18 protein-coding genes are annotated in these 20,564 nt (G+C 71.3%); 11 read left to right on the forward strand and 7 right to left on the reverse strand.

Translation table 11 applies throughout. From position 1 onward, the window contains the following. Positions 1-2: 2 nt before the first annotated feature. The 3 genes from IU476_RS24810 to IU476_RS24820 form a co-directional block, all read right to left on the reverse strand. On the reverse strand, positions 3-731 hold the full coding sequence (locus tag IU476_RS24810) for a VOC family protein (RefSeq protein ID WP_195103890.1): 729 nt from the start codon (positions 729-731) through the stop codon (positions 3-5). Positions 732-904: 173 nt separating this feature from the next. Next, positions 905-1,198, reverse strand: coding sequence for an MGMT family protein (locus IU476_RS24815; RefSeq protein ID WP_195103892.1), 294 nt, complete (start codon positions 1,196-1,198; stop codon positions 905-907). A 1-nt stretch (position 1,199) separates the two neighbouring features. Next, positions 1,200-1,961 (reverse strand): alpha/beta fold hydrolase, encoded by a 762-nt coding sequence (locus tag IU476_RS24820; RefSeq protein WP_324194262.1) that lies wholly within the window; start codon positions 1,959-1,961, stop codon positions 1,200-1,202. Between the two features lie 102 nt (positions 1,962-2,063). Here IU476_RS24820 and IU476_RS24825 point away from each other — a divergent pair, with 102 nt between their 5' ends. Then, a complete protein-coding gene (locus IU476_RS24825; RefSeq protein ID WP_195103895.1) occupies positions 2,064-2,642 on the forward strand; it encodes a dihydrofolate reductase family protein in 579 nt (192 codons plus the stop codon). 31 nt (positions 2,643-2,673) lie between these two features. Here IU476_RS24825 and IU476_RS24830 read toward each other — a convergent pair whose 3' ends face one another. Continuing rightward, positions 2,674-3,300 (reverse strand): TetR/AcrR family transcriptional regulator, encoded by a 627-nt coding sequence (locus IU476_RS24830; RefSeq protein ID WP_324194263.1) that lies wholly within the window; start codon positions 3,298-3,300, stop codon positions 2,674-2,676. 139 nt (positions 3,301-3,439) lie between these two features. Between IU476_RS24830 and IU476_RS24835 the strand changes: the two genes are divergently transcribed. Further along, on the forward strand, positions 3,440-4,930 hold the full coding sequence (locus tag IU476_RS24835; protein ID WP_324194264.1) for a CocE/NonD family hydrolase: 1,491 nt from the start codon (positions 3,440-3,442) through the stop codon (positions 4,928-4,930). Positions 4,931-4,969: 39 nt separating this feature from the next. Here the strand turns inward: IU476_RS24835 and IU476_RS24840 are convergent, their stop codons facing one another. Next, complete coding sequence (locus tag IU476_RS24840) at positions 4,970-5,341, reverse strand: hypothetical protein (RefSeq protein WP_195103897.1); 372 nt, start codon at positions 5,339-5,341, stop codon at positions 4,970-4,972. A gap of 383 nt (positions 5,342-5,724) precedes the next feature. Between IU476_RS24840 and IU476_RS24845 the strand changes: the two genes are divergently transcribed. Both IU476_RS24845 and IU476_RS24850 read left to right on the forward strand, forming a co-directional pair. Continuing rightward, positions 5,725-9,615 (forward strand): ATP-dependent helicase, encoded by a 3,891-nt coding sequence (locus tag IU476_RS24845; RefSeq protein WP_195104024.1) that lies wholly within the window; start codon positions 5,725-5,727, stop codon positions 9,613-9,615. Next, complete coding sequence (locus IU476_RS24850; RefSeq protein ID WP_324194265.1) at positions 9,612-13,610, forward strand: ATP-dependent helicase; 3,999 nt, start codon at positions 9,612-9,614, stop codon at positions 13,608-13,610. Before IU476_RS24845 ends, IU476_RS24850 begins: the two co-directional genes overlap by 4 nt. A 7-nt stretch (positions 13,611-13,617) precedes the next feature. Here IU476_RS24850 and IU476_RS24855 read toward each other — a convergent pair whose 3' ends face one another. Further along, positions 13,618-14,010, reverse strand: a complete 393-nt coding sequence (locus IU476_RS24855) for a DoxX family protein (RefSeq protein ID WP_195103898.1) — start codon at positions 14,008-14,010, stop codon at positions 13,618-13,620. 98 nt (positions 14,011-14,108) lie between these two features. Between IU476_RS24855 and IU476_RS24860 the strand changes: the two genes are divergently transcribed. After that, positions 14,109-15,164 (forward strand): potassium channel family protein, encoded by a 1,056-nt coding sequence (locus IU476_RS24860; RefSeq protein ID WP_438944067.1) that lies wholly within the window; start codon positions 14,109-14,111, stop codon positions 15,162-15,164. 63 nt (positions 15,165-15,227) lie between these two features. Next, positions 15,228-16,154: an NAD(+) diphosphatase gene (gene nudC, locus IU476_RS24865; RefSeq protein WP_195103900.1), complete on the forward strand. Its 927-nt coding sequence runs from the start codon at positions 15,228-15,230 to the stop codon at positions 16,152-16,154. A 46-nt stretch (positions 16,155-16,200) separates the two neighbouring features. Here the strand turns inward: nudC and IU476_RS24870 are convergent, their stop codons facing one another. Further along, complete coding sequence (locus IU476_RS24870; protein ID WP_324194266.1) at positions 16,201-16,452, reverse strand: mycoredoxin; 252 nt, start codon at positions 16,450-16,452, stop codon at positions 16,201-16,203. A 102-nt stretch (positions 16,453-16,554) separates the two neighbouring features. Between IU476_RS24870 and IU476_RS24875 the strand changes: the two genes are divergently transcribed. The 5 genes from IU476_RS24875 to IU476_RS24895 all read left to right on the forward strand — a co-directional run bounded on the left by IU476_RS24875 (position 16,555) and on the right by IU476_RS24895 (position 20,558). Then, on the forward strand, positions 16,555-16,977 hold the full coding sequence (locus IU476_RS24875; protein ID WP_195103903.1) for an EVE domain-containing protein: 423 nt from the start codon (positions 16,555-16,557) through the stop codon (positions 16,975-16,977). Further along, a complete protein-coding gene (locus tag IU476_RS24880; protein ID WP_195103906.1) occupies positions 16,974-17,426 on the forward strand; it encodes a MarR family winged helix-turn-helix transcriptional regulator in 453 nt (150 codons plus the stop codon). Before IU476_RS24875 ends, IU476_RS24880 begins: the two co-directional genes overlap by 4 nt. Positions 17,427-17,510: 84 nt before the next feature. Next, a complete protein-coding gene (locus IU476_RS24885; RefSeq protein WP_228824302.1) occupies positions 17,511-19,679 on the forward strand; it encodes an ATP-dependent DNA helicase UvrD2 in 2,169 nt (722 codons plus the stop codon). A gap of 106 nt (positions 19,680-19,785) precedes the next feature. Next, positions 19,786-20,109 carry a hypothetical protein gene (locus IU476_RS24890; RefSeq protein WP_195103910.1) on the forward strand — a complete coding sequence of 108 codons (324 nt, stop codon included), beginning with the start codon at positions 19,786-19,788 and terminating at the stop codon, positions 20,107-20,109. 182 nt (positions 20,110-20,291) lie between these two features. Further along, on the forward strand, positions 20,292-20,558 hold the full coding sequence (locus tag IU476_RS24895) for a WhiB family transcriptional regulator (protein WP_195103912.1): 267 nt from the start codon (positions 20,292-20,294) through the stop codon (positions 20,556-20,558). The last annotated feature ends 6 nt before the right edge of the window (positions 20,559-20,564 follow it).

Genomic DNA, 20,564 nt, shown 5'->3' on the forward strand with positions numbered 1-20,564 from the left:
CCCTATTCACTCGGCGCGCGCAGGCAGAATTCGCAGGTCTCCGGATCGGCCAGCACCGTCTGGGCGGTGCGGTCACCGACGGTCGACGCCGGTCGCGCGCCCGCGGCCGTGAGCCGGGCGATCTCCGCGCCGAAGTCGTCGGTGGGGAACGAGACGAGATCCAGGCGGACCCGGCCCGGCGGGCGCGCGTCGGGACTGTGCAGAAATTCCAGCCAGGGGCCCTGCTGGGTCGCCGAGCGGATACCGGCGAACCGGTCGTCGTCGTGGGTCAGCGGCCAGCCCGCGGCCGTCGACCAGAATCGTGCCAGCCGTCCCGGGTCAGGGGTGTCGACCACGATCGCGGCGACCGCGCCGGTGTCGACGTACTCCTCCCGCGGTTCCAGCACGCAGAATTCGTTGCCCTCCGGGTCGGCGAGTACCGACCAGGGCACCGCGCCCTGACCGATATCGAGGTGGCGGGCACCCAGCATCAGCGCCCGATCCACCTGTGCGCGTTGATGATCCATCGAGCGGCTGGCCACGTCGAGATGGATGCGGTTCTTCCCCGCCTTGGGGCGGCGCGCGGTGAGAAAGGTCAGCGCCACATCGGGCGCGTCGGGATCGGGCGCGGCCACGTCGACCTCCCCGGGCCGATCCACGGTCACCTCCCAGCCGAGCAACTCGGCCCAGAACCGTGCAACGGCTCGCGGCTGTTCCGCGTCGAACACCACGCACGCCAGACGGGTGGACATCTGTCCACGGTAACCGTCGCGCCCACTCCGCACGGGCCGATTCGACCCGGCGTTTCCGATACCGCTCGGTCGGGGCGGAGTGTGCGGGGTGGGCAACCGATGCCGCTCGGGCCGGGGGCGTTGTGGCGGGCGTTGCCGATTCCGCGCGGCAGGGGGTGCTCGAAGGCGTTCGGTCAGAAGTGGTGGCGGGCGGTGGACAGGTCCACTCGGTCGCCTCGGATCGGGCAGCCCTCGGCGGCGAGCCGCTGTAGTTGGCGGCCGGCCAGGTGGGGTGCGGGGGTGCCGTTCGCGCGGAGCACGCGGTGCCAGGGGAGGTCGGCGGCGTCGGTGCGCATGATCCAGCCGACCGTGCGCGGCGTCGACAGGCCCGCCGCGGCGGCGATGTCGCCGTAGGTGGCGACGCGGCCCGGCGGGATCGCCGCGACCAGTGCGCGGACCCGCTCGATCTCGGCGTCGGTGGTCGCCATGTCAGAGCGCCGCGCGCACGACGGCGGCCGTGTCGGCGGGGCGGGCCTGGGCCACCATGTGGTCGCAATCGAATTCGTGCACGGTGAGTTCGTCGCCGAGGCGGTCGCGCAGCACCGCGCGGAATTCGGCAGTGACGAACGGCGACTTGCTCGCGTACACCAGCACCGTCGGCACGCCTTCGGGCGGCAGGATCGCCGCGCGGGCGAGCTGCCCCCAGTAGGACACCACCGCGGGCAGATTCATCCGCCACGCCATCCGGCCGCCCGCGGTGGGCGTCAGGTGCTCGGCCAGTTCCGCCTCGAGCAGTTCCGGCGCGACGTCGCTCCACGCCGTTTCCAGCTTGTCCAGGCGCGCGGCCTCGAGATCGGGATAGTCGGGCCTGGACAGCGTGCTCTCGGCGATGTCGAGCAGCAGCGCCGGGTCCAGGCCGATCGCCGGATCCAATAGCACGAGCTTGCGCACCAGCTCGGGATGCCGGTGGGCGAGGTGAATCGCGACCGCACCGCCGAACGAATGCCCCACGACCACGGCCGGTGTGCCGTCCACCAGCGGCGCCACATCGTCGACGACGGCCTCGAAGGTCCACGGCGGCAACGCGGTCGACCGTCCGTGTCCACGCAGATCGGGCGCGATCACCCGCACGTCCGGCAGGTGCCCGGTGGCCAGCGCCTCCCACCGTCTCCCGTGCCCGGTGAGCCCGTGCAGCGCGAGCACGAGCGGACCGTCGGCGGGACCGTAGCGATGGACGTGCAGATCGGACACCCGACCATTGTGCCGGTTCGTACCCGGACAACGGAGGTGGGCGTCGATGAGTTTCGGCGCGGCCGGGCGTCTGGATCTACGAACCCTCACTAGGAGAGCGCCATGACCACCACTTACACGTTCGACGTCTTCTCCAGTCTCGACGGCTTCGGTGCCGCCGGGGGCGACTGGACCGGATACTGGGGAAAGCAGGGGCCCGAACTGCTCGCGCATCGCTTCGAGCAATACGGCGAGAAGCAGCGAATGGTCCTCGGGGCCAACACGTATCGGGCATTCGCGCAGATGCTGGCCGCCGACGACGAGGACTCCGAGGTGCGTGATCCCTGGGTCACCCGGATGGTGAACCTGCCCGCGACCGTGGTGTCGACCACGCTCGAAGGACACCTCGACTGGCCGGACGCCACCGTCGCGCACGGCGACGCGGTCGACGTGGTCGCCCGGCTGAAAGAGGAGTCCGCGGTGCCGTTGCGTTCGCACGGCAGCCTGTCGATGAACCGGGCACTGCTGGCCGCCGGGCTGGTCGACCGCGTACAGGTGACGCTCTTCCCGGTGATCACCGGCCGCACCGGACTGGACCCGATCTTCCACGGCGCGGCCGACTTCGACCTGGAACTGCTCGAAACCCGCACGCTCGACGGCGACATCCAGGAACTCGTCTACCGACCCACCCTGCACCCCTGAATTCGCCTACCGGCCAAGGTGTTCGGCGAAACTAGCGCGAAAGGCCTTGCGGGGAGGTCAGATAGGCGAGCGCCAGTTCGGTGGTCTCGTCGGCCCAGTCGGTCCAGGTCGACCCGTCCGGCCAGGACCGGCAGGTGGCGGCCCGGTGCACGCACGAGCCGGTGATGGTGCGGGCCGTGAAGCGCAGGGCCGCTTCGGGTTCCGCCCGCCGGATCTCGTCCCGATGAGGCCGCGCGGCCTCGGCGAGGGCGTCCTGCACGGTCGCGAGCGCCCGTAGGCCGCGCTCGACGCCCTCCGCCCGCTGACCGCTGAGCAGTTCGGGGAAGACCCGATTGTGCTGGGCGAAGGTCCGCGCTACGGCGTGGGTGAACGCGCCGACCACGCCGCGCACTCCGGGCTCCGCGGACCGGAGCGCTTGCGCGACATCGGTTTCCAGCTGCTCGAGCAACTGCACCTTGACCGCGTGCAGCAACTGCTCCTTGCCGCTGAACCGCCGGTAGATCGCACCGACGGACAGACCGGCGTGCTGGGCCACCGCCGCGACCGTGAACTCCTCGATCCCGCCGGTGGCGAGTACGTGCTCGGCCGCGGCGAGCACTTTCTCCAACGACATCCGGCTGCGTGCCTGCTGTGGCGGGCGGAAGGCGGGCTGGCTCACCGGACAGACGTTACTGCCCACCGCTGGGTAGCCGGCACCCGGACGCGAATGATAATTTGCATTCGCATTTCGCGACCGGCCGCGCCGACCGGTACAGACGCACGACGACCAGGGGATACCCATGCGAATAGACCGCGACGTGACCGTTCCTGCCCGAGACGGCACACCGCTTGTCCTCGACGTGTTCCGGCCCGACGACGACCGGCCGGTCCCCGTGATCGCGTCGATGAGCCCTTATGGCAAGGACGTGCACTGGCCCGAGCGGTACCCCCTGTACGAGCTGGTCGACCAGGGCGACCACATGGTCTGGGAGACACCGAATCCCGAGTGGTGGACCGATCGCGGCTATGCCGTCGTCCGCGCCGACGCGCGCGGTTCCGGCAAGTCCGCCGGTCGCCTCGACGTCTGCGGTCGCACGGACGTCGAGGACTTCTACGACGTCATCGAATGGTGCGGCGTGCAGCCGTGGTCGACCGGGAAGGTCGCCAGCAGCGGCATCTCCTGGTACGCGATGCTGGGGTGGCGCGTCGCCGCGCTCCAGCCGCCGCACCTGGCCGCGGTCGTCGCCTGGGAGGGCTGCACCGACTTCTATCGCGAATGGGGTCGGCAGGGCGGCATCTACACCAACGCCACCGAAAGATGGTGGCAGCAGCAAATCATCCCGCAGCTCAACGGCGACGACCACGTCCGGATGCCCGAGGAGCTCGCGGCACGCGAACTGCTGGACGACTGGTACCGCGAGCGCACCGCGGACCTGTCGCAAGTGCGGGTGCCGGTGCTGTCGGCGGGGAACTGGGGCTCGATCCATCTGCACCTGCGCGGCAACATCGAAGGCTGGCTCGGCGCGGCCTCCGGGCACAAATGGCTGGTGGTCCACGTCGGCTCCCATATCGACCCCTACTACGCGGACTGGGCCAAGGACCTCCAATCCCGGTTCCTGCGGCGCTTTCTCGGCGGCGATCCGACCGCGATGGACGGCGTCGCGCCCGTGCGGCTCGCCATCCGCCGCGGCCGCGACGTCGAATGGCGCGACGAACAGAGCTGGCCGCTGCCCCGCACCCGGTGGAGTCGGCTCTATCTGGGGCAGCGGGAACTCGGCTGGGACCGGCCGCCCGCGGGCCGGACGCCGTACCCGGCGACCTTCGATCTCGTCGCCGCCGAACGACTGGAACTCACCGGCCCGATCGCGTTGCGGCTGTGGATCTCCCACGTGGCCGACGACCTGGACGTCTTCGTCCAGCTCGAACAGTACGACGTCGACGGCCGGCGCATCCCCGCGATCGGACCCGGCGGGACGGCCACACCGGTGCCGATGGGCGTCGGCTGGCTGCGGGCCTCCCACCGCGCACTCGACCCCGAACGCACGCTGCCGCACCGCCCCTGGCACCGTCACGACGAACTCCACCCCCTCGAGCCCGGCGTGCCGACCCTGCTGGAAGTCGAGATCTGGCCCACCTCGATCACGCTCGAACCCGGGCAACGCCTCGAGCTGCGCGTCCGGGCCGACGACGACAACATGGGGCCGCTCGCCCACGACGACCCCGGCGACCGCAGGAGCGGCCACGGCGCCACCATCCACCTCGGCGGCGACCACGCCTCGCACCTGTACGTGCCGGTCATCCCCGAATGAGGGTGCGCCGTGTCGAAGGCGCTGGGGCCGTCGCTCTGGTCAGATCTCGAGGTGTTCCTCGATGTTCTTGAGCCGGTGCCGGGCCAGCGCGAGGTTGCCGCGTTCCCGGTCGAGGACGAGATAGAGGAACAGTCCCCGGTTCCGGCGACCGCTCGTCGGGCGGGCGAGATGGTAGTGCCTGCTGAGTGTGACCAGGACGTCCTCGATCTCCTGGTCGAGTCCGAGCTGTTCGATCGTGCGCATCTTCGCGCGGATCAGCTCGGTGTTGCCGGCCGCGGCGGCCTCGATGTCCAAGGCCTTGGAATTGCTGCGCATGCCCAGCGGCATGCCGCTGTCGTAGTCGACGACGGCCGCGCCGACGACACCGTCCAGCAGCATCATGTCCTTCAACGTGACGTCCATGTCCGCCATGGTTTCTCCTCTCCGTACGGATGACCGCGCCGCGACGCTACCGGCGGTGGATGCGGGTGTCCGGCGGTTGATGAAGGATTCCGCAAGGTACGTAATTTGCAAGTTCTGCAATCAGGCAGGTTTCGCGCACGTTGTCGTGGGTGCGTGAGTCGTCTCGGGCGTGAAGGGTGGTCGACACGGCTTCGGTGAGCCTGGTTGCGGCTCGAAAATACGTTCGAAATATGGTGGGAAATCCGATGTGTCGGGTGCTGCTCAATCGTCCGTGCGGCAGATAACAGCGGCGGCGGGTGCCTATCACGGGTCGGATACGTCCGATATGTCGGCGGCGGTTTGCTGTGCGGGCGCGAATTCTGTCGGGGGTGTCTGTTGAAATAGCGGTCGTGATGCGATCGGATAGCTCGGTGCGATTGGTGCGTCGCGGCGAGTCGGTCACCCGGGAGCGGGAATGGGGTGCCGAGGTCCGTGCGCTGTTCGGCGGGGGTGCCGCGGAGCCCGGGTGGCGGCCGTGGCAGGTGCTCGGCGGGCCGGGGACGGGGAAGTCCGCGCTGCTGATCGATATCGCGGCGGACCGGATCGCGGGGGGCGCGGATCCGGATTCGGTACTGGTGCTCACGCATTCGAAGCACGCGGCGCTGCGGATGCGCAACGCCGTCACGCGACGGCTGGCCGGTACGTTCGGCGGGGTGCCGGGTGCGACGCGGGAACCGCTGGTGCGCACCGTGCACTCCTATGCCTTCGCGATCGTGCGCCGGCACGCCGCCCTGCACGGCAACCCGCCGCCGCGCCTGCTCACCGGCGCCGAGCAAGACGTGGTGCTGCGCGAGATGCTGCGCGGCGAACTGGCCGACCTGCAGGAGGGTTACGGCGGCGACACCGACCGCTGGCCGCAACGACTGCAACCGGCGCTGGGCACAATCGGATTCGCCGAACAATTGCGCGACCTCATGTTGCGCACCACCGAGCGCGGGCTCGGGCCGGAGGATCTCGTCGAATTGGGCCGCCGGTACGAGCGCCCGGAATGGGAGGCGGTGGGCCGCTTCGCCGAACGGTACGAGCAGGCCATGCTGTTGCGTTGGTCGGTCGGTATCGAGGCGCCCGAGGCGAGCGCGCCCGCCCTCGACGCCGCCGAACTCGTCGGCGCGGCACTGGATGTGCTGGCGCTGGACCCGGAACTGCTGGCCGCCGAACGCGATCGGATCCGCTGCCTGCTCGTCGACGACGCCCAGCACCTGGATCCCCTTGCGGCGCAACTGGTCCGCGCGATCGGCACCGGCGCGGCGACCACCGTGGTGACCGGCGACCCCGACCAAGCCGTCTTCACCTTCCGCGGCGCGGACGCCCGCTTCGTCGCCGACCCCGACGCTCCCGCCGACCGTCGAATAGTGTTGCGCGACAACCATCGCAGCGCACAGGCCGTACATGAGGCCGTCGCCCGGGTCGCCGCGCGCCTGCCGGGCAGCGCTCCCCACCGCTTCGACGGGCGCGAGAAGGGGGTGGAGGGTGATGCCGAGCTGGGGGAGGTGCAGGTTCGGGTTTTGACCACCCCGGCCAAGGAGGCGGCTTTGATCGCCGATCATCTGCGTCGCGCTCATCTCACCGATGGGGTGCCGTGGTCGCGGATGGCCGTGATCGTACGGTCCGTGCCGCTGTCGCTGGCTCCGCTGCGTCGTGCGCTGCTGTCCGCGGGTGTGCCGGTGCTGCAACCGAAACCGGATGTCCCCCTTGCTCGGCGGCGCGGCGCGGCCTGGATGCTGCTGGCCCTGCGCGCACTGCTGTCCGGCGAGCGCGACCGCCGCGACCTGTTCACCGAGGACGACGCCCTGGACCTGCTGTCCGGCCCCCTCGGCGGCGCGGACCAGATCAGCCTCCGCCGCCTCCGCCGCGGCATCCGCCGCACCCTACTCGAACGCGCCCACCCCCGCCCCGACGACGACCCCTGGTCCGTCGCCGCCCCCACGGGCCAGGGTGCAGACATCGGCTCGGATCCGCGGTCCATTGGCCCGGACGCAGGCGTAGGTTCGGATGCGCAGTCCGCTGGGCCGGATGCGATCGCTGGTTCGGATGCGCGGTCCTCGGGGTCGGACGCCGGAGCCGGTCCGGATGTGTGGCCCTCAGGGGCGGACGCAGACGCCGGGGATGTGCGGCCCTCCGGGCCGGACGCGGACACTGGTTCGGGCGCGCGGTCCAGGTCAGACGCGGACATCGGTTCGGATGCGCGGCCCACTGGCCAGGGCGCAGGCATCGGTTCGGAAGTGCAGTCCACTGGGGCGGGCGCGGACGTCGGTTCGGAGGTGCAGCCCTCCGGCGCTGGAGCAGACATCGGTCCGGGCGGAGAGCCTGAGGGCCAGCGGAGTGCGCTTGGTGGCGGCGGGGAAGTGGGTGACCGCTCGGGGGGTGAGGGGGTTTCGCCGCACAGGGGGCGTAAGGGGCGTGGCGGGGCGGTGGATGACGACTTTGCTTGGGAGGCGGTGGATTCCGCTTATTCGCCGGATCTGGATCGGTCGTCCGCGGAGGCGCTGCGGGATCTGATCACGGGGGTGGGGGACTTCGGTGTGCTGGATCGGCTGACCGAGGTGGAGGCCGCGCCGTTGCGGCGGGTTTTGAAGGCGGTGGGGCGGGCGCGGCGGGCGGTGCAGCGCGGGGCGGGGCTGGAGGACGTGCTGTGGGCGCTGTGGACCGCGTCGAATCTGGAGCGGCGCTGGGTCGGGCAGTCGGAGCGGGGCGGGGCGGTCGGCATGCAGGCCGACCGGGATCTGGACGCCGCGGTGGGTCTCTTCGACGCCGCGGCCGCCTTCGTGGACCGACTGCCCCGCGCCACCGTCGAGGGCTTCGTGGAATATCTGGAACTGCAAGAGATTCCGCAGGATTCCGCGCCGCTGACCGATCCGGGCGACGCGGTCGCCATCGTGAGCGCGCACGCGGCGGCGGGCCGGGAATGGGACGTCGTCGCGGTCGCCGGTGTGCAGGAAGGGATCTGGCCGAATCTGCGCCCGCGCGGCACACTGCTCGGGATAGAGGATCTGGTGGATCTCGTTGCGGGCGTTGCTGATCCCGGCGAGCAGGTCAGCCGCGCCGCGCCGATCCTGGCAGAGGAACGCCGACTGCTGCTGCTCGCGTGCAGCCGGGCCCGGCGCTCACTGCTGGTGACGGCGGTCGAATCGGTCAGCGGTGACCGGGATCTGGTCCCGTCCCGGTTCCTCGGCGAACTCGACGACACGGCCGACCCGGGCGAGCCGGGGCGTATCCCGCCGCCGATCGACCCCGGCCGAGCCCTGGTGATGCAGGCTCTGATCGCCGAATTGCGCGGCGTCACTTGCGATCCCGAGGAGCCCCCGGAGCGCAGGCGGCGCGCCGCGCGGGAGCTGGCCCGGCTGGCCCGAGCGGGCGTGCGGGGCGCCCACCCCGACGATTGGTACGGCATCGCCGATCTCAGCTCACAACTGCCGCTGTGGGGCGACGACCAAGGCCCGGTCGCCTTGTCGCCGTCGACGGTCGAGCTGCTCCAGACCTGCCCGCTGCGCTGGGCGCTGGAACGCCACGGCGGCAGCGACGGCGACAATCCCTACGCCGTCAAGGGCAATCTGGTGCACACGCTGGTGCAGGCGCTGGCCGGGCAGGTCTCGGAGGCGCAGGTGAAGGCCGCGCTGGTGCGGGCGTGGAAGGCCGTCGACCCCACCTCCTCCGACACCGGTCCGCACAGCTGGCACTCCCGGCAGGAACTGCGCCGCACCGAATCGATGCTCGACACCTTCCTGGCCTGGCTGAGCAACACCCGCGCCGAACTCACCCAGATGGGAGTGGAGGTCCCGGTCGACTGCGTACTCCCGGCTCGCGCGCCGGGGGAGTACGCCGTGCGCATCCGCGGCCGGGTCGACCGGGTGGAGCGAGACGCGTTGGGACGCTTCGTGATCGTGGACGTGAAGACGGGCAAGACCCCCATCTCCAAGCAGGCCGCCCAGGACCACGCGCAGCTGGCGACCTACCAGGTCGCGGCCGCCGCGGGCGCACTCGACGACGGGTCGCTCGACGCGGAACCGGGTGGCGCGCGGCTGGTCTACGTCGCCAAACCGAGCACCAAGGAGGGGGCCGCCCAGCGCCTGCAGGCCGCGCTGGACGCCGACGGCGTCGAACAGTGGCGCGACGCCATCCACGACGCGGCCGCGGCCACCCGCGGTCCGAGCTATCTCGCGATGCGCAACGACGGCTGCCGGCACTGCTCGGTGTCGGGCAGCTGCCCGGTGCAGGACACCGGACGGCAGGTGACCGATACGTGAGCGCGGGCGGCGGGATCACACCGGAGCGGCTGGCCGAGGCGCTGGGCCTGCCGCCTCCCACCGACGAACAGGCCGCCGTCATCGCGGCCCCGCCCGGCCCGACCCTGGTGGTCGCGGGCGCGGGCGCGGGCAAGACCGAGACGATGGCCGCGCGGGTGGTGTGGATGGTCGCCAACGGGCTGGTCGCGCCGGACGCGGTGCTGGGCCTGACGTTCACCCGAAAAGCCGCGCAGCAGTTGACGACTCGTATCCGCACCCGGCTCGCGCGGCTGGCGGGCGCGCCGCTGCTGCGGGAGATCGATCCGAGCGGCCGGTTGCGCGCGCGGCTGACCGCCGCCGAACCCGAGATCAGCACCTACCACTCGTATGCCGGTCGCCTGCTCGGCGAGCACGGCCTGCTGCTGCCGGTGGAGCCGAACGCGACCCTGCTCACCGAGACGCAGCTGTGGCAGCTCGCCCATCGAGTGGTCACGAGCTGGGACGGTGACCTGGACACCGACCGCACTCCGGTGTCGGTGACCGAGGCGGTGCTGGCGCTGTCGGGTCAGCTCGCCGAGCACCTGGTCGAACCCGAACAGCTGGCCGAGGCGCACACCGAGCTGGAGAAACTGATCCTGACCCTGCCGCGCGGCCCGCGCCAGCGCGGCGGTCCCAGCCAGGAACTGCTCGGCATCCTCAACGTCCAGCACGAACGAGTGGCGCTGCTGCCGCTGGTCCGGCGGCTGAGCGAGGAATTGCGCCGCCGCGGCGCCCTGGACTTCGGCGCTCAGATGTCGCTGGCCGCCCGCCTGGCCGCCGAGCACCCCGAGGTCGGCGCCGCCGAACGCGCCCGCTTCCGCCTCGTCCTCCTCGACGAATACCAGGACACCGGCCACGCCCAGCGCATCCTCCTGGCCGCCCTGTTCGGCGATCTCGACAGTGCTCAGGGCACGAATCCCGGCTCGCCCCAACACGATTCCCCCGCCGAGGGACCGTCTACGCCATCTCCGGAAGCCGCGTATCGGAGCCGCCCGGCCCGGGACACCTCCGGCCCGACCGGGTCCCCTCACGTGTCTGGACCAGCCGCATCCGGCTCGAGCGCGGCGAGCGTACCCGCACCGGGAATGTCCGAACCGGATGCGTCCGGAGGGGCCAATTCGGGTGCTTCCGACCTCGTCCCGCAGCGGTTGGCGGTGACGGCCGTGGGGGATCCGATGCAGTCGATTTACGGATGGCGCGGTGCTTCGGCGGCGAATCTGCCTCGGTTTTCGAGTGATTTTCCGGTGGGTCCGGGAGTGCCCGCGCCGGTGCTGCCGTTGCTGACCAGCTGGCGTAATCCGCCGGAGGCGCTGGAGCTGGCGAATCTCGTGGCGGAGCCGTTGCGGGAGACCGAGGGTGGCGTGCGGGTGGACGCGCTGCGGCCCCGGCCGGATGCCGTGCCGGGGACGGTGGCGCTGGCGCTGGTGGAAACCGTTGCGCGCGAGCGGGAATGGGTGGCGGAGCGGATCGCGGCGGAATGGGAGGCGCGGGCCGACGCCGGGGCGCCCCCGCCGACCTCCGCGGTGCTGGTGCGCCGCAACGCCGATGCCGCTCCGCTGGCGGAGGCCCTGCGGGAGCGCGGGTTGCCGGTGGAGATCGTCGGTCTCGGCGGGCTGCTGGCCACTCCGGAGGTGGCCGACGTCGTCGCCACGCTGCGCCTGATCGCGGACCCGGCGGCGGGCAGTGCGGCCGTACGCATCCTGACCGGCGCCCGCTGGCGTCTCGGCGTGACGGATCTGGCCGCGCTCGCCCGGCGCGCCCGCGACCTGTCCATCACCCGCCCGCCCGAACAGGCGCCCGCGATCACCGACCCGGCGGCCCTCGCCGACGCCCTGCGCACGGTGGCGCCGGAACCGGCCGAGCAGGCCGGGCTCGCCGACGCCATCGCCGATCCCGGTCCGGCGGAACAGTATTCGGAGGCCGGGTATCAGCGCATCGTCGGGCTCGGGCGGGAACTGGCCGCGTTGCGGGAACGCAGTGGGCAGTCGCTGCCCGAACTGGTGGCCGACGTGGAACGCACCATCGGCGTCGGTGTGGAGACCCAGGCGCGGCGTGCGTCGGCGGGCGGTGGCGCCGGGCGTGAGCACCTCGACGCCTTCGCCGACGTGGTCGCCGACTACGCGAGCGACCACCGCGCGACCCTGCCCGGCCTGCTGACCTTCCTGGCCGCGGCCGAGGAGGTCGAAAACGGTTTGGAGCCGGGCGAAGTGGAGGTCGCCCGCGACCGCGTCCAGATCCTGACCGTGCACGCCGCCAAGGGCCTCGAGTGGGAGGTGGTGGCCGTCCCGCACGTGTCGCGCGGTGTCTTCCCCTCCGGCACCGCGGCCGGCAGCTGGCTGGGCGCCCTCGCCGAGCTACCCACCAGCCTGCGCGGCGACCGGCAGCGCCTCGTCGAATCGCCCGATACGCAGACCGCCGTCGTGTCGGACGGTGTGCCCGTGCTGGACCTGGCGGACCTCTACGACCGTAGTGATCTGGATCGCGCCATCAAGCAGCACAAGGACGCGCTCAACCGCCGTCGGCTCGACGAGGAGCGGCGGCTGTTCTACGTGGCGCTCACCAGAACCGAACGGGCGCTGTTCGTTTCGGCTCACCACTGGGCCGAGACGGGGTCCTCGCCGAAGGGGCCCTCCGACTTCCTGCTGGATCTCAAACGCGCCGTGGAGAATCCGGACGCGACACCGGCCGCCACCGTGCGCATCGACGAGTGGGCCGACCCACCCGCCACCGACGCGGTCAACCCGTTCACCGACGACCCGGCCTCCGCCCAGTGGCCGCGCGACCCGCTCGGCAAGCGCCGCACCGCCGTACAGGAGGGTGCCGAGTTGGTCCGCGCGGCCCTCACCGCCCTACCGCCCGAACACATTACGGCCCACGGCGCGAATCTCGCACGCGCCGAACTCGACCCGACATCACCCGGCGACACGCACCTGGCACCGCCCGCACCCGATGAACCGCACACGCCCGAAATTCCGCACACGCCCGAGCATCGTCAGGACGAATCACCCAGCGCCGAAGCCGATTTCGAGGCAGGAGCACAGCTCTCGCTGTTCGGCGCACCCTCAACCGCCCCCGCCTCCGAGGAATATCCCGCCCCTGGCAACGATCCCGCCCCTGGGGACGATCCCGCCCCCGCGAATGATGCCGCGCTCGGGAAGGATGCCGCGCTTGGGAAGGATGCTGCCTTCGCGAATGATGCCGCGCTAGGGAGCGATGCCGCCCCCGGCAACGATCCCGCCCTCGGGAATGATCCCGACCCCGACGGCTGGACCGCCGACGTCGATGCCCTACTCGCCGAGCACTTCTCGGCCGACACGGGCGCGCGGGAGGTGGAACTTCCCGGCCAGCTTCCCGCTACGGCGCTGGTGGAGTTGCGGGCGGATCCGGCGAAGCTGGCGGCTCGGTTGCGGCGGCCGCTGCCGTACCCGCCGAGTCCGTTCGCCCGGCGCGGCACCGCTTTTCACGCCTGGCTGCAGCAGTGGTTCGGTGCGACGCGGCTGCTCGGTCTCGACGAACTTCCCGGGGCCGCGGACAGCGTCGGTGCAGATGCCGATCTGGTCCGGTTGCAGGAGGCGTTCCTGTCCTCGCCGTGGGCCGACCGCAATCCGGTCGAGGTCGAGGTGGCGTTCGAAACGTCGTTGGCGGGCACGCTGTTTCGCGGCCGTATGGACGCGGTGTTCGCCGAGCCGGACGGGCGCTGGCTGGTGGTCGACTGGAAGACCGGCGCGGAACCCACCCGCGCCGAGGAGCCGGCGGTGGCGATGCAGCTGGCGGTATACCGCCTGGCCTGGGCCCGGCTGCTCGCGAGCCGCACCGGGGAGGACGAACACGAGATCCTCGAAAGGATCGGTGCCGCTTTCCATTACGTGCGCAGCGGCCGCACCATCGCGCCCCCGGACCTGCCCGGTCCCGAGGCGCTGGCCGAATTCCTCAGGACCGCGGTGCCCACCTGGTCGGCGGCCGACGACGCGGAGTGACGCGGTGTCAGGCCGCCTCGCGTCGGACCTTCAACGCCTGCCGCACCATCGGGAACTGCAATGGCAGCCGCAGCACCGAGATCGCCTTGAGAGCGAACGGCGCCTTCGGATTCCGCACACTGTCCACGGCCATCTGAATGTTCGCCGGGTAGACCGCGATGAACAGCAGCATCGCCAGCAGCCCGCCGAGCCGCCGGGTGCGCGGCACGGCCAGCGCCGTCGCCACCCCGATCTCGGCCGCACCGGACCAGTAGGTGTAGGTCCGCGCCTTGCCGGGCAGCGCGGGCGGCACGATCGAGTCGAACGGCCGCGGTACCACGAAATGCAGCGTGCCCATGCCGAACAGCGCGGCGGCCATCAGTTGCGCCCGGCGCGGCCGTGCGGTGGTCTCGGTGGTCATGCCTGCACGATGCCACCCGCGCGCCGTGGTGTCGAGCGCCGTCCGGCCCGGTACGCTGCGGTCCCGTGGTGCCAGGACAGGATCGGTGATACCCGGTGATCGATGAGCAGTCGCGCGGTTTGCGCCGCCTGACCGACCGCCCCGACTACGCGCTGGTCGGAATCCTGCGTATTCCGGAAATCCAGACCAGCCCATGGGTTTCGCTGGCCCGTCGCGTCGTGTTCGCGGTCGCGTTGCTGGTCGGCGCGACGCTGGTGGTGTATTTCGGCAGGCACGGATATCACGACAATCAAGGCGACGAGCTGTCGCTGCTGGACGCGGCGTACTACTCGACGGTGTCGCTGTCGACCACCGGCTACGGCGACATCACGCCCATCACCCCGCAGGCCCGGCTGATCAATATCATCGTCATCACACCGCTGCGGGTGCTCTTCCTGATCGTTCTGGTCGGTACCACCCTGCAGGTGCTGACCGAGCGGTCCCGGCAGGTGTTCAAGATTCAGCGATGGAGGCACAAGGTGCGCAATCACACCGTGGTGGTGGGATACGGGACGAAGGGCCGCACCGCCGTCGACGCGATGCTGGGCGACGGTGTGCAACCCGGGGACATCGTCGTCGTGGACACCGACCCGGTCGCCCTCGAGCGCGCGGCCACGGCGGGCCTGGTGACCGTGCACGGCTCGGCCGCCCAGTCCGATGTGCTGCGGCTGGCCGGTCTGCAGCACGCGGCGTCGGTGGTGGTGGCCGCCAACCGCGACGACACCGCCGTGCTGGTGACCCTCACCGCGCGCGAACTGAACGCCAAGGCCAAGATCGTCGCCTCGATCCGGGAGGCGGAGAACGTGCACCTGCTGCGGCAGTCGGGCGCCGACTCGGTGGTGGTCTCCTCGGAGACGGCGGGCCGGCTGCTCGGCATCGCGACCACCACGCCGAAGGTCGTCGACATGGTCGAGGATCTGCTCACGCCGGAGGCGGGTTTCGCGATCGCCGAACGCGACGTGGAGCCGGACGAGGTGGGCGGCTCGCCGCGGCATCTGCGCGACATCGTGCTCGGCGTGGTGCGTGGCGGGAACCTCATCCGCGTCGACGAACCGGAGGTCGACGCGCTGGAGTCGGGCGACCGGCTGCTCTACGTGCGCCGCGTCCAGAAGTGAGTCGCTGACCGGTTACCGGCCGCCGCCGCCACGGCTGTCACCGCCGACCGATACGCTCGGAGCGTGCCTGGTTTCGAACTGAAAGACGTTCCGCTGCTGTCGCGTTCCGCGCTCGACCGCGCCGAGGAGCTCCGCGGGGACGAGCAAGCGCTGAAACAGGGCTGGGCGAGCGCGCGCTTGCTGCGGATGAACCGGCGCGGCCAGGTCCGCATCGAGGAGGAGTCGATCCTGCTGGAGCCGGCGACGACGCTGGCGGCCGAGCCGGTCGCGGAGGCGGTGTTCCTCGGCGTGGAGGGCGGCGCCCACCTGTGGGCGGTGCGGGACGAGGAGATCGAGGGCAAGCTGATGGACCTGCGGGTCGTCGGCAGCCTGCTGCACCTCGACGACGTCACCCTGGGCATCCTGTCCACCGCGCTGGCCCTGCTGAACTGGCACGACCGCGCGAAGTTCAGCGCCGCCGACGGCACGCCCACCGTCCCCGCCAACGCCGGCTGGACCCGGGTGAGCGAGGCCGGTCACGAGGAGTTCCCGCGCATCGATCCGGCGGTGATCTGCCTGGTCCACGACGGCGGCGACCGGGTGCTGCTGGCCCGCCAGCAGGTGTGGCCGGAGAAGATGTTCTCGCTGCTCGCCGGTTTCGTGGAGGCGGGCGAGTCGCTGGAGCGCTGCGTGCAGCGCGAGATCCTCGAGGAGGTCGGCGTCGATGTGCGCGACATCCGCTACCTGGGTAGCCAGCCCTGGCCGCTGCCGCGGTCGCTGATGCTCGGCTTCGCCGCGGTCGCCGATCCGGAGCAGCCGCTGGCCTTCGTCGACGGCGAGATCGTCGAGGCGCACTGGTTCACCCGCGAGGAGGTGCGCCAGGCCTTGGCGGCCGGCGCCTGGGGCGCGCCGACGATCGAGTCCGGCGCGGTCGCCGAGCAGCGTCTGTTCCTGCCGGGCTCGATCTCGATCGCGCGCAGCATCATCGAGTCCTGGGCCGCCGAGGACTGACTCGCGGCCCGGCCCGGCGCGCACGGGCGCGTGCCGGGCCCGTGGGTCACGCGATGGCGGCGAGGGCCTGTTTCACCTGGACCAGGCTGGGATTGGTCGCGGTGGAACCGTCGCTGTACCGCACGGTCGGCACCACGTGGTTGCCGCCGTTGACGCTGCCGACGAACTCGGCGGCCGCGGGATCCTGCTCGATGTCGACCTCGGTGTAGGTGATGCCGGCCTCGTCGAGTTGCTTCTTGAGGCGGCGGCAGTAGCCGCACCAGGTCGTCGAGTACATGGTCAGGTCGGTAGCTGTCACGCCAGCATTCAACATCGAGAGCGCGGAACCTGTTCCCGGGGGTTGCTCTCGAAATAGTAAGCGCGCATACTAAATTCCTAGAACGGATACGGAGGAACGGCCATGACCAGGTACTGGCTCAACGTGGTGTCCCGCGAGCACGTGCGGCGCGGTGTCGAACTCGGTATCGCCCAGGCCAACCACGGCAAGCGGGCGGCGATGGAGCGGATGCGGCCGGGCGACGGGCTGGTCTACTACTCGCCGCGCACCGGGATGCGCGCAGGGGCGCCGGTCAAGGCGTTCACCGCGCTCGCCACCGTCGACGATCGGCCGGCCTGGCAGGCCGAGGACCCGGGCGGCTGCTTCCGGCCCTGGCGTCGCGCGGTGACGTACGAGCCTGCGGCGCAAGAGGTTCCGATCGACGCGCTGCGCGACGAGCTGGATCTCACCAGCGTGCCGAACTGGGGCATGGTGCTGCGGCGCGGGCTGGTGGAGCTGAGCGGCCACGATTTCGCGGTGATCTCGCGGGCTATGGTCGGTGCGTGAAACACCGGTTGCGCAGCGAGTTCGGGCACGCCGACGAGAGTCCCGGGCTGCTGCTGTGGCACGTGACCAATCGCTGGCAGGCCGCCCAGCGCGCGGCGCTCGCGCCGTTCGGTCTCACGCACGTGCAGTTCGTGCTGCTGGCCGCGCTGGTGTGGCTGGCCGACTCCGCCGGCGAGCCGGTCATGCAGCGCGACATCGCCGCACACGCCGCCACCGACCCGATGATGACCTCCCAGGTGCTGCGGGCCCTGGAGCAGAAGGGTCTGGTCGAACGCCGGGAGCACCCGCACGACCGCCGGGCCAGGTCGCTGCTGCCGACGAAAGCCGGTGTGGCGCTGGCGGATCGGGCGATCGTCGCGGTCGAGGCCTGCGACCGCGAGTTCTTCGGACCGCTGGGGGAGCAGGTCCCGGGATTCGCCGGTGCGCTGCGGCGATTGCGCGATCGCTGAGCGGGCGCGGGCGGCCACCGCTCGAGGGCGGCCGCGGCGCGGTCGCCGGGCGCGCGTCGGTTCCTGTCGGACCGCACTGTCATGATGGAGGCCGTGTCCGCCCCGACCCCCTCGCCCGCGCTGCGGCTCGACGGCCTCGATCCCGAGCAGGCCGCCGCCGTCACAGCGCCGCGGGGTCCGGTGTGCGTGCTGGCGGGCGCGGGTACGGGCAAGACCCGCACCATCACCCACCGCATCGCCTACCTGGTGTCGGCGGGGCACGTGCGCGCCGATCAGGTGCTGGCGGTCACCTTCACCGCGCGGGCCGCGGGTGAGCTGCGCAGTCGGCTGCGGGCGCTGGGCCTGGGCGGCGAGGCGAAGACGGTGCAGGCCCGCACCTTTCACGCCGCGGCGCTGCGGCAGCTGAAGTACTTCTGGCCGCAGGTCATCGGCGACGTGCCGTGGAAGCTGATCGACAGCAAGTTCCCGGTCGTCGCGCAGGCGGCCCATCGCGTCGGGCTCTCGACGGTCACCGAGAGCGTGCGCGACCTCGCGGGCGAGATCGAGTGGGCCAAGGCGTCGCTGATCGCCCCGGAGGACTACGCCGCCGTCACGGCCCGCCTGCGCCGCGAGACGCCGTACGAGGCCGGGAAGGTGGCCGACGTCTACGCCGGCTACGAACAGCTGAAGAACACCGCCGACGGCCTGCTGCTCGATTTCGACGATCTCCTGCTGCACACGGCGGCCGCGCTCGAGGACTACGCCTCGGTCGCCGAGGAGTTCCGCGGCCGCTACCGCTGCTTCGTCGTGGACGAATACCAGGACGTCACCCCGTTGCAGCAGCGCGTCCTCGACGCCTGGCTGGGCGACCGCGACGATCTGACCGTCGTCGGCGACGCCAACCAGACCATCTACTCCTTCACCGGCGCCAGCCCGAATCATCTGCTCGACTTCTCCCGCCGCTTCCCCGACGCCACCGTGGTCCGGCTGGAGCGCGACTACCGCTCCACGCCGCAGGTGGTGTCGCTGGCCAACCGGGTGATCGGCGCGGCGCGCGGCCGCATCGCGGGCACCCGGTTGCAGTTGGTCGGCAAGCGTCCCGACGGCCCGGAGCCGAGCTTCGCCGAATACGACGACGAGCCCGCCGAGGCGCTGTCCGTCGCCAAGGCCATCGCCCGCCTCATCGGCCAGGGCGTCCCGGCCGCGGAGATCGCGGTGCTGTACCGGATCAACGCGCAGTCCGAGGCGTACGAGCAGGCGCTCACCGAGGCCGGCATCCCGTACCAGGTGCGCGGCGGCGAGGGCTTCTTCCAGCGGCCCGAGGTGCGGCAGGCGGTGCAGGCGCTGCGCCAGACCGCCGCCCGCGACGACCTGCCCGACGCGCGCGGCCGCGATTTGGTCAGTCTCGTCAAGGCCGCGCTGGCCCGGCTCGGCCTGACCGCCGCCGAACCCAGCGGCGCGCAGGCCCGGGAGCGCTGGACCTCGCTGGTCGCACTGGTGCAGCTCACCGAGGAACTGGCCGACCACGATCCGGACCTCGAATTGGGCGGCCTGCTGCGCGAATTCGCCGCGCGCGCCGAGGCTCGCCACCCGCCGACGGTCCAGGGCGTCACGCTGGCCTCGCTGCACGCGGCGAAGGGCCTGGAGTGGGACGCGGTGTTCCTGGTCGGCCTGGCCGACGGCACCCTGCCCATCGCGCACGTGCTCGGCGACGGCGGGTCGGTCGCCGACGAGGCCGCCCTCGAGGAGGAGCGGCGGCTGCTCTATGTCGGCGTCACCCGCGCCCGCGAGCATCTGCGGCTGTCGTGGGCGCTCTCGCGCAGCGCGGGCGGGCGCAAGACCCGCCGCCGCAGCCGCTTCCTCGTCGGCCTGGTCCCCGAGGACTCGCCGGCCTCGCGCATCGCCCAGCCCGCCGGTGACCCGCGCAAACGTAAGCATCCGGCGTGCCGCGTCTGCGGGCGGCCGCTGCTGGGCACCAAGTCGACCATGCTGGGCCGCTGCTCGCGCTGCCCGGGCGAGATCGACCCCGTGCTGCTCGAGGCGTTGCAGGAGTGGCGGCGGGAGAAGGCCGACGAACTGTCGGTGCCGCATTTCGTCGTGTTCAGCGACACCACCCTGACCGCGATCGCCGAACAGCAACCGGCCGACGATCGCGCGCTGGTCGCCATCCCCGGCATCGGGGCCAAGAAGCTCGGGCAGTTCGGCGCCGACGTGATAGCGATAGTGCGCTCGCGCGCTCGTGCGCAAGACCATGAAACTGCAGGTGAAAAATAGGTTGTGCGGTTGTGTAAGCCCGCCGTAGTGTGAGGAACACGCACCGGGAGGTCATTCCGGCGCGCACAGTGACCATTCGGACAACGAGCAGGAGGGAGGCAGACCAGTGAACGAAATCGCATACATCGCTTCGAACCGCGTTGCGGCGAAGGCGATTCCGTCGGTGCCCGCCTCCCGGGGTGTCCTCGCCTTGCAGGGGACCGGTCTGTCCGCCGTCGGCATTCTCGGTGCGCGAGTTCAGGCGCCGAAGCATGCCATCGATACGGGCAAGCCCACGGGGAGCTGGCACCCGGCCTTTGCCGACGCTTTCGCGAACGCATTCGCCAATGCCTACGCAGCCGACCACCTGGACGGCATGCCGGCAGCCCGCCTCCGCCGCACCCACCCAGCGACCGTGATCAGGTCTCGACATCGAAGTCGACTCAGATAGGGAAAACCTCCCCTGAGCCTCCTGGCCACGGATCGCCCGAAGCGAAACCGTGGCCATAGTTTTCTAAGGCCTCCAGCCACCGGCATCGGTTTCGCGGAAGACAACGAAACGACCGCTGCACGAGCTGAAGGAGACCCAACGTGTCCACCGCGACCGTTCCTCGCGTGACATGCTGCACGACCGTGGCCGCGACCTCCCGCACCCGGGGAGTCACCCTCAACCTGCCCTGCCGGGTCGGCGACCCCGACCTGTGGTTCGCCGAGAGCCCCGCGCAGCTGGAGGAGGCGAAGGCCCTGTGCGCCACCTGCCCGATCCGCAAGGGCTGCCTGGCCGCGGCCCTGGACCGCGGCGAGCCCTGGGGTGTGTGGGGCGGTGAGATCTTCGACCAGGGTGTCGTGATCGCCCGCAAGCGCCCCCGCGGCCGCCCGCGCAAGGTTGCCGTGGCGTGATGGTCA

Origin of the sequence: Nocardia blacklockiae, assembly GCF_015477355.1 — a bacterium.
In the GTDB taxonomy this organism is placed as follows: Bacteria; Actinomycetota; Actinomycetes; order Mycobacteriales; family Mycobacteriaceae; genus Nocardia; species Nocardia blacklockiae.

Coding starts and splice junctions, on each gene's coding strand:
- IU476_RS24815 (WP_195103892.1), bottom strand. CDS start 1,198: ATGGCGACCACCGACGCCGAGATCGAGCGGGTCCGCGCACTGGTCGCG.
- IU476_RS24875 (WP_195103903.1), top strand. CDS start 16,555: ATGACCAGGTACTGGCTCAACGTGGTGTCCCGCGAGCACGTGCGGCGC.
- IU476_RS24840 (WP_195103897.1), bottom strand. CDS start 5,341: ATGGCGGACATGGACGTCACGTTGAAGGACATGATGCTGCTGGACGGT.
- IU476_RS24825 (WP_195103895.1), top strand. CDS start 2,064: ATGACCACCACTTACACGTTCGACGTCTTCTCCAGTCTCGACGGCTTC.
- IU476_RS24810 (WP_195103890.1), bottom strand. CDS start 731: ATGTCCACCCGTCTGGCGTGCGTGGTGTTCGACGCGGAACAGCCGCGA.
- IU476_RS24845 (WP_195104024.1), top strand. CDS start 5,725: ATGCGATCGGATAGCTCGGTGCGATTGGTGCGTCGCGGCGAGTCGGTC.
- IU476_RS24885 (WP_228824302.1), top strand. CDS start 17,511: ATGGAGGCCGTGTCCGCCCCGACCCCCTCGCCCGCGCTGCGGCTCGAC.
- IU476_RS24855 (WP_195103898.1), bottom strand. CDS start 14,010: ATGACCACCGAGACCACCGCACGGCCGCGCCGGGCGCAACTGATGGCC.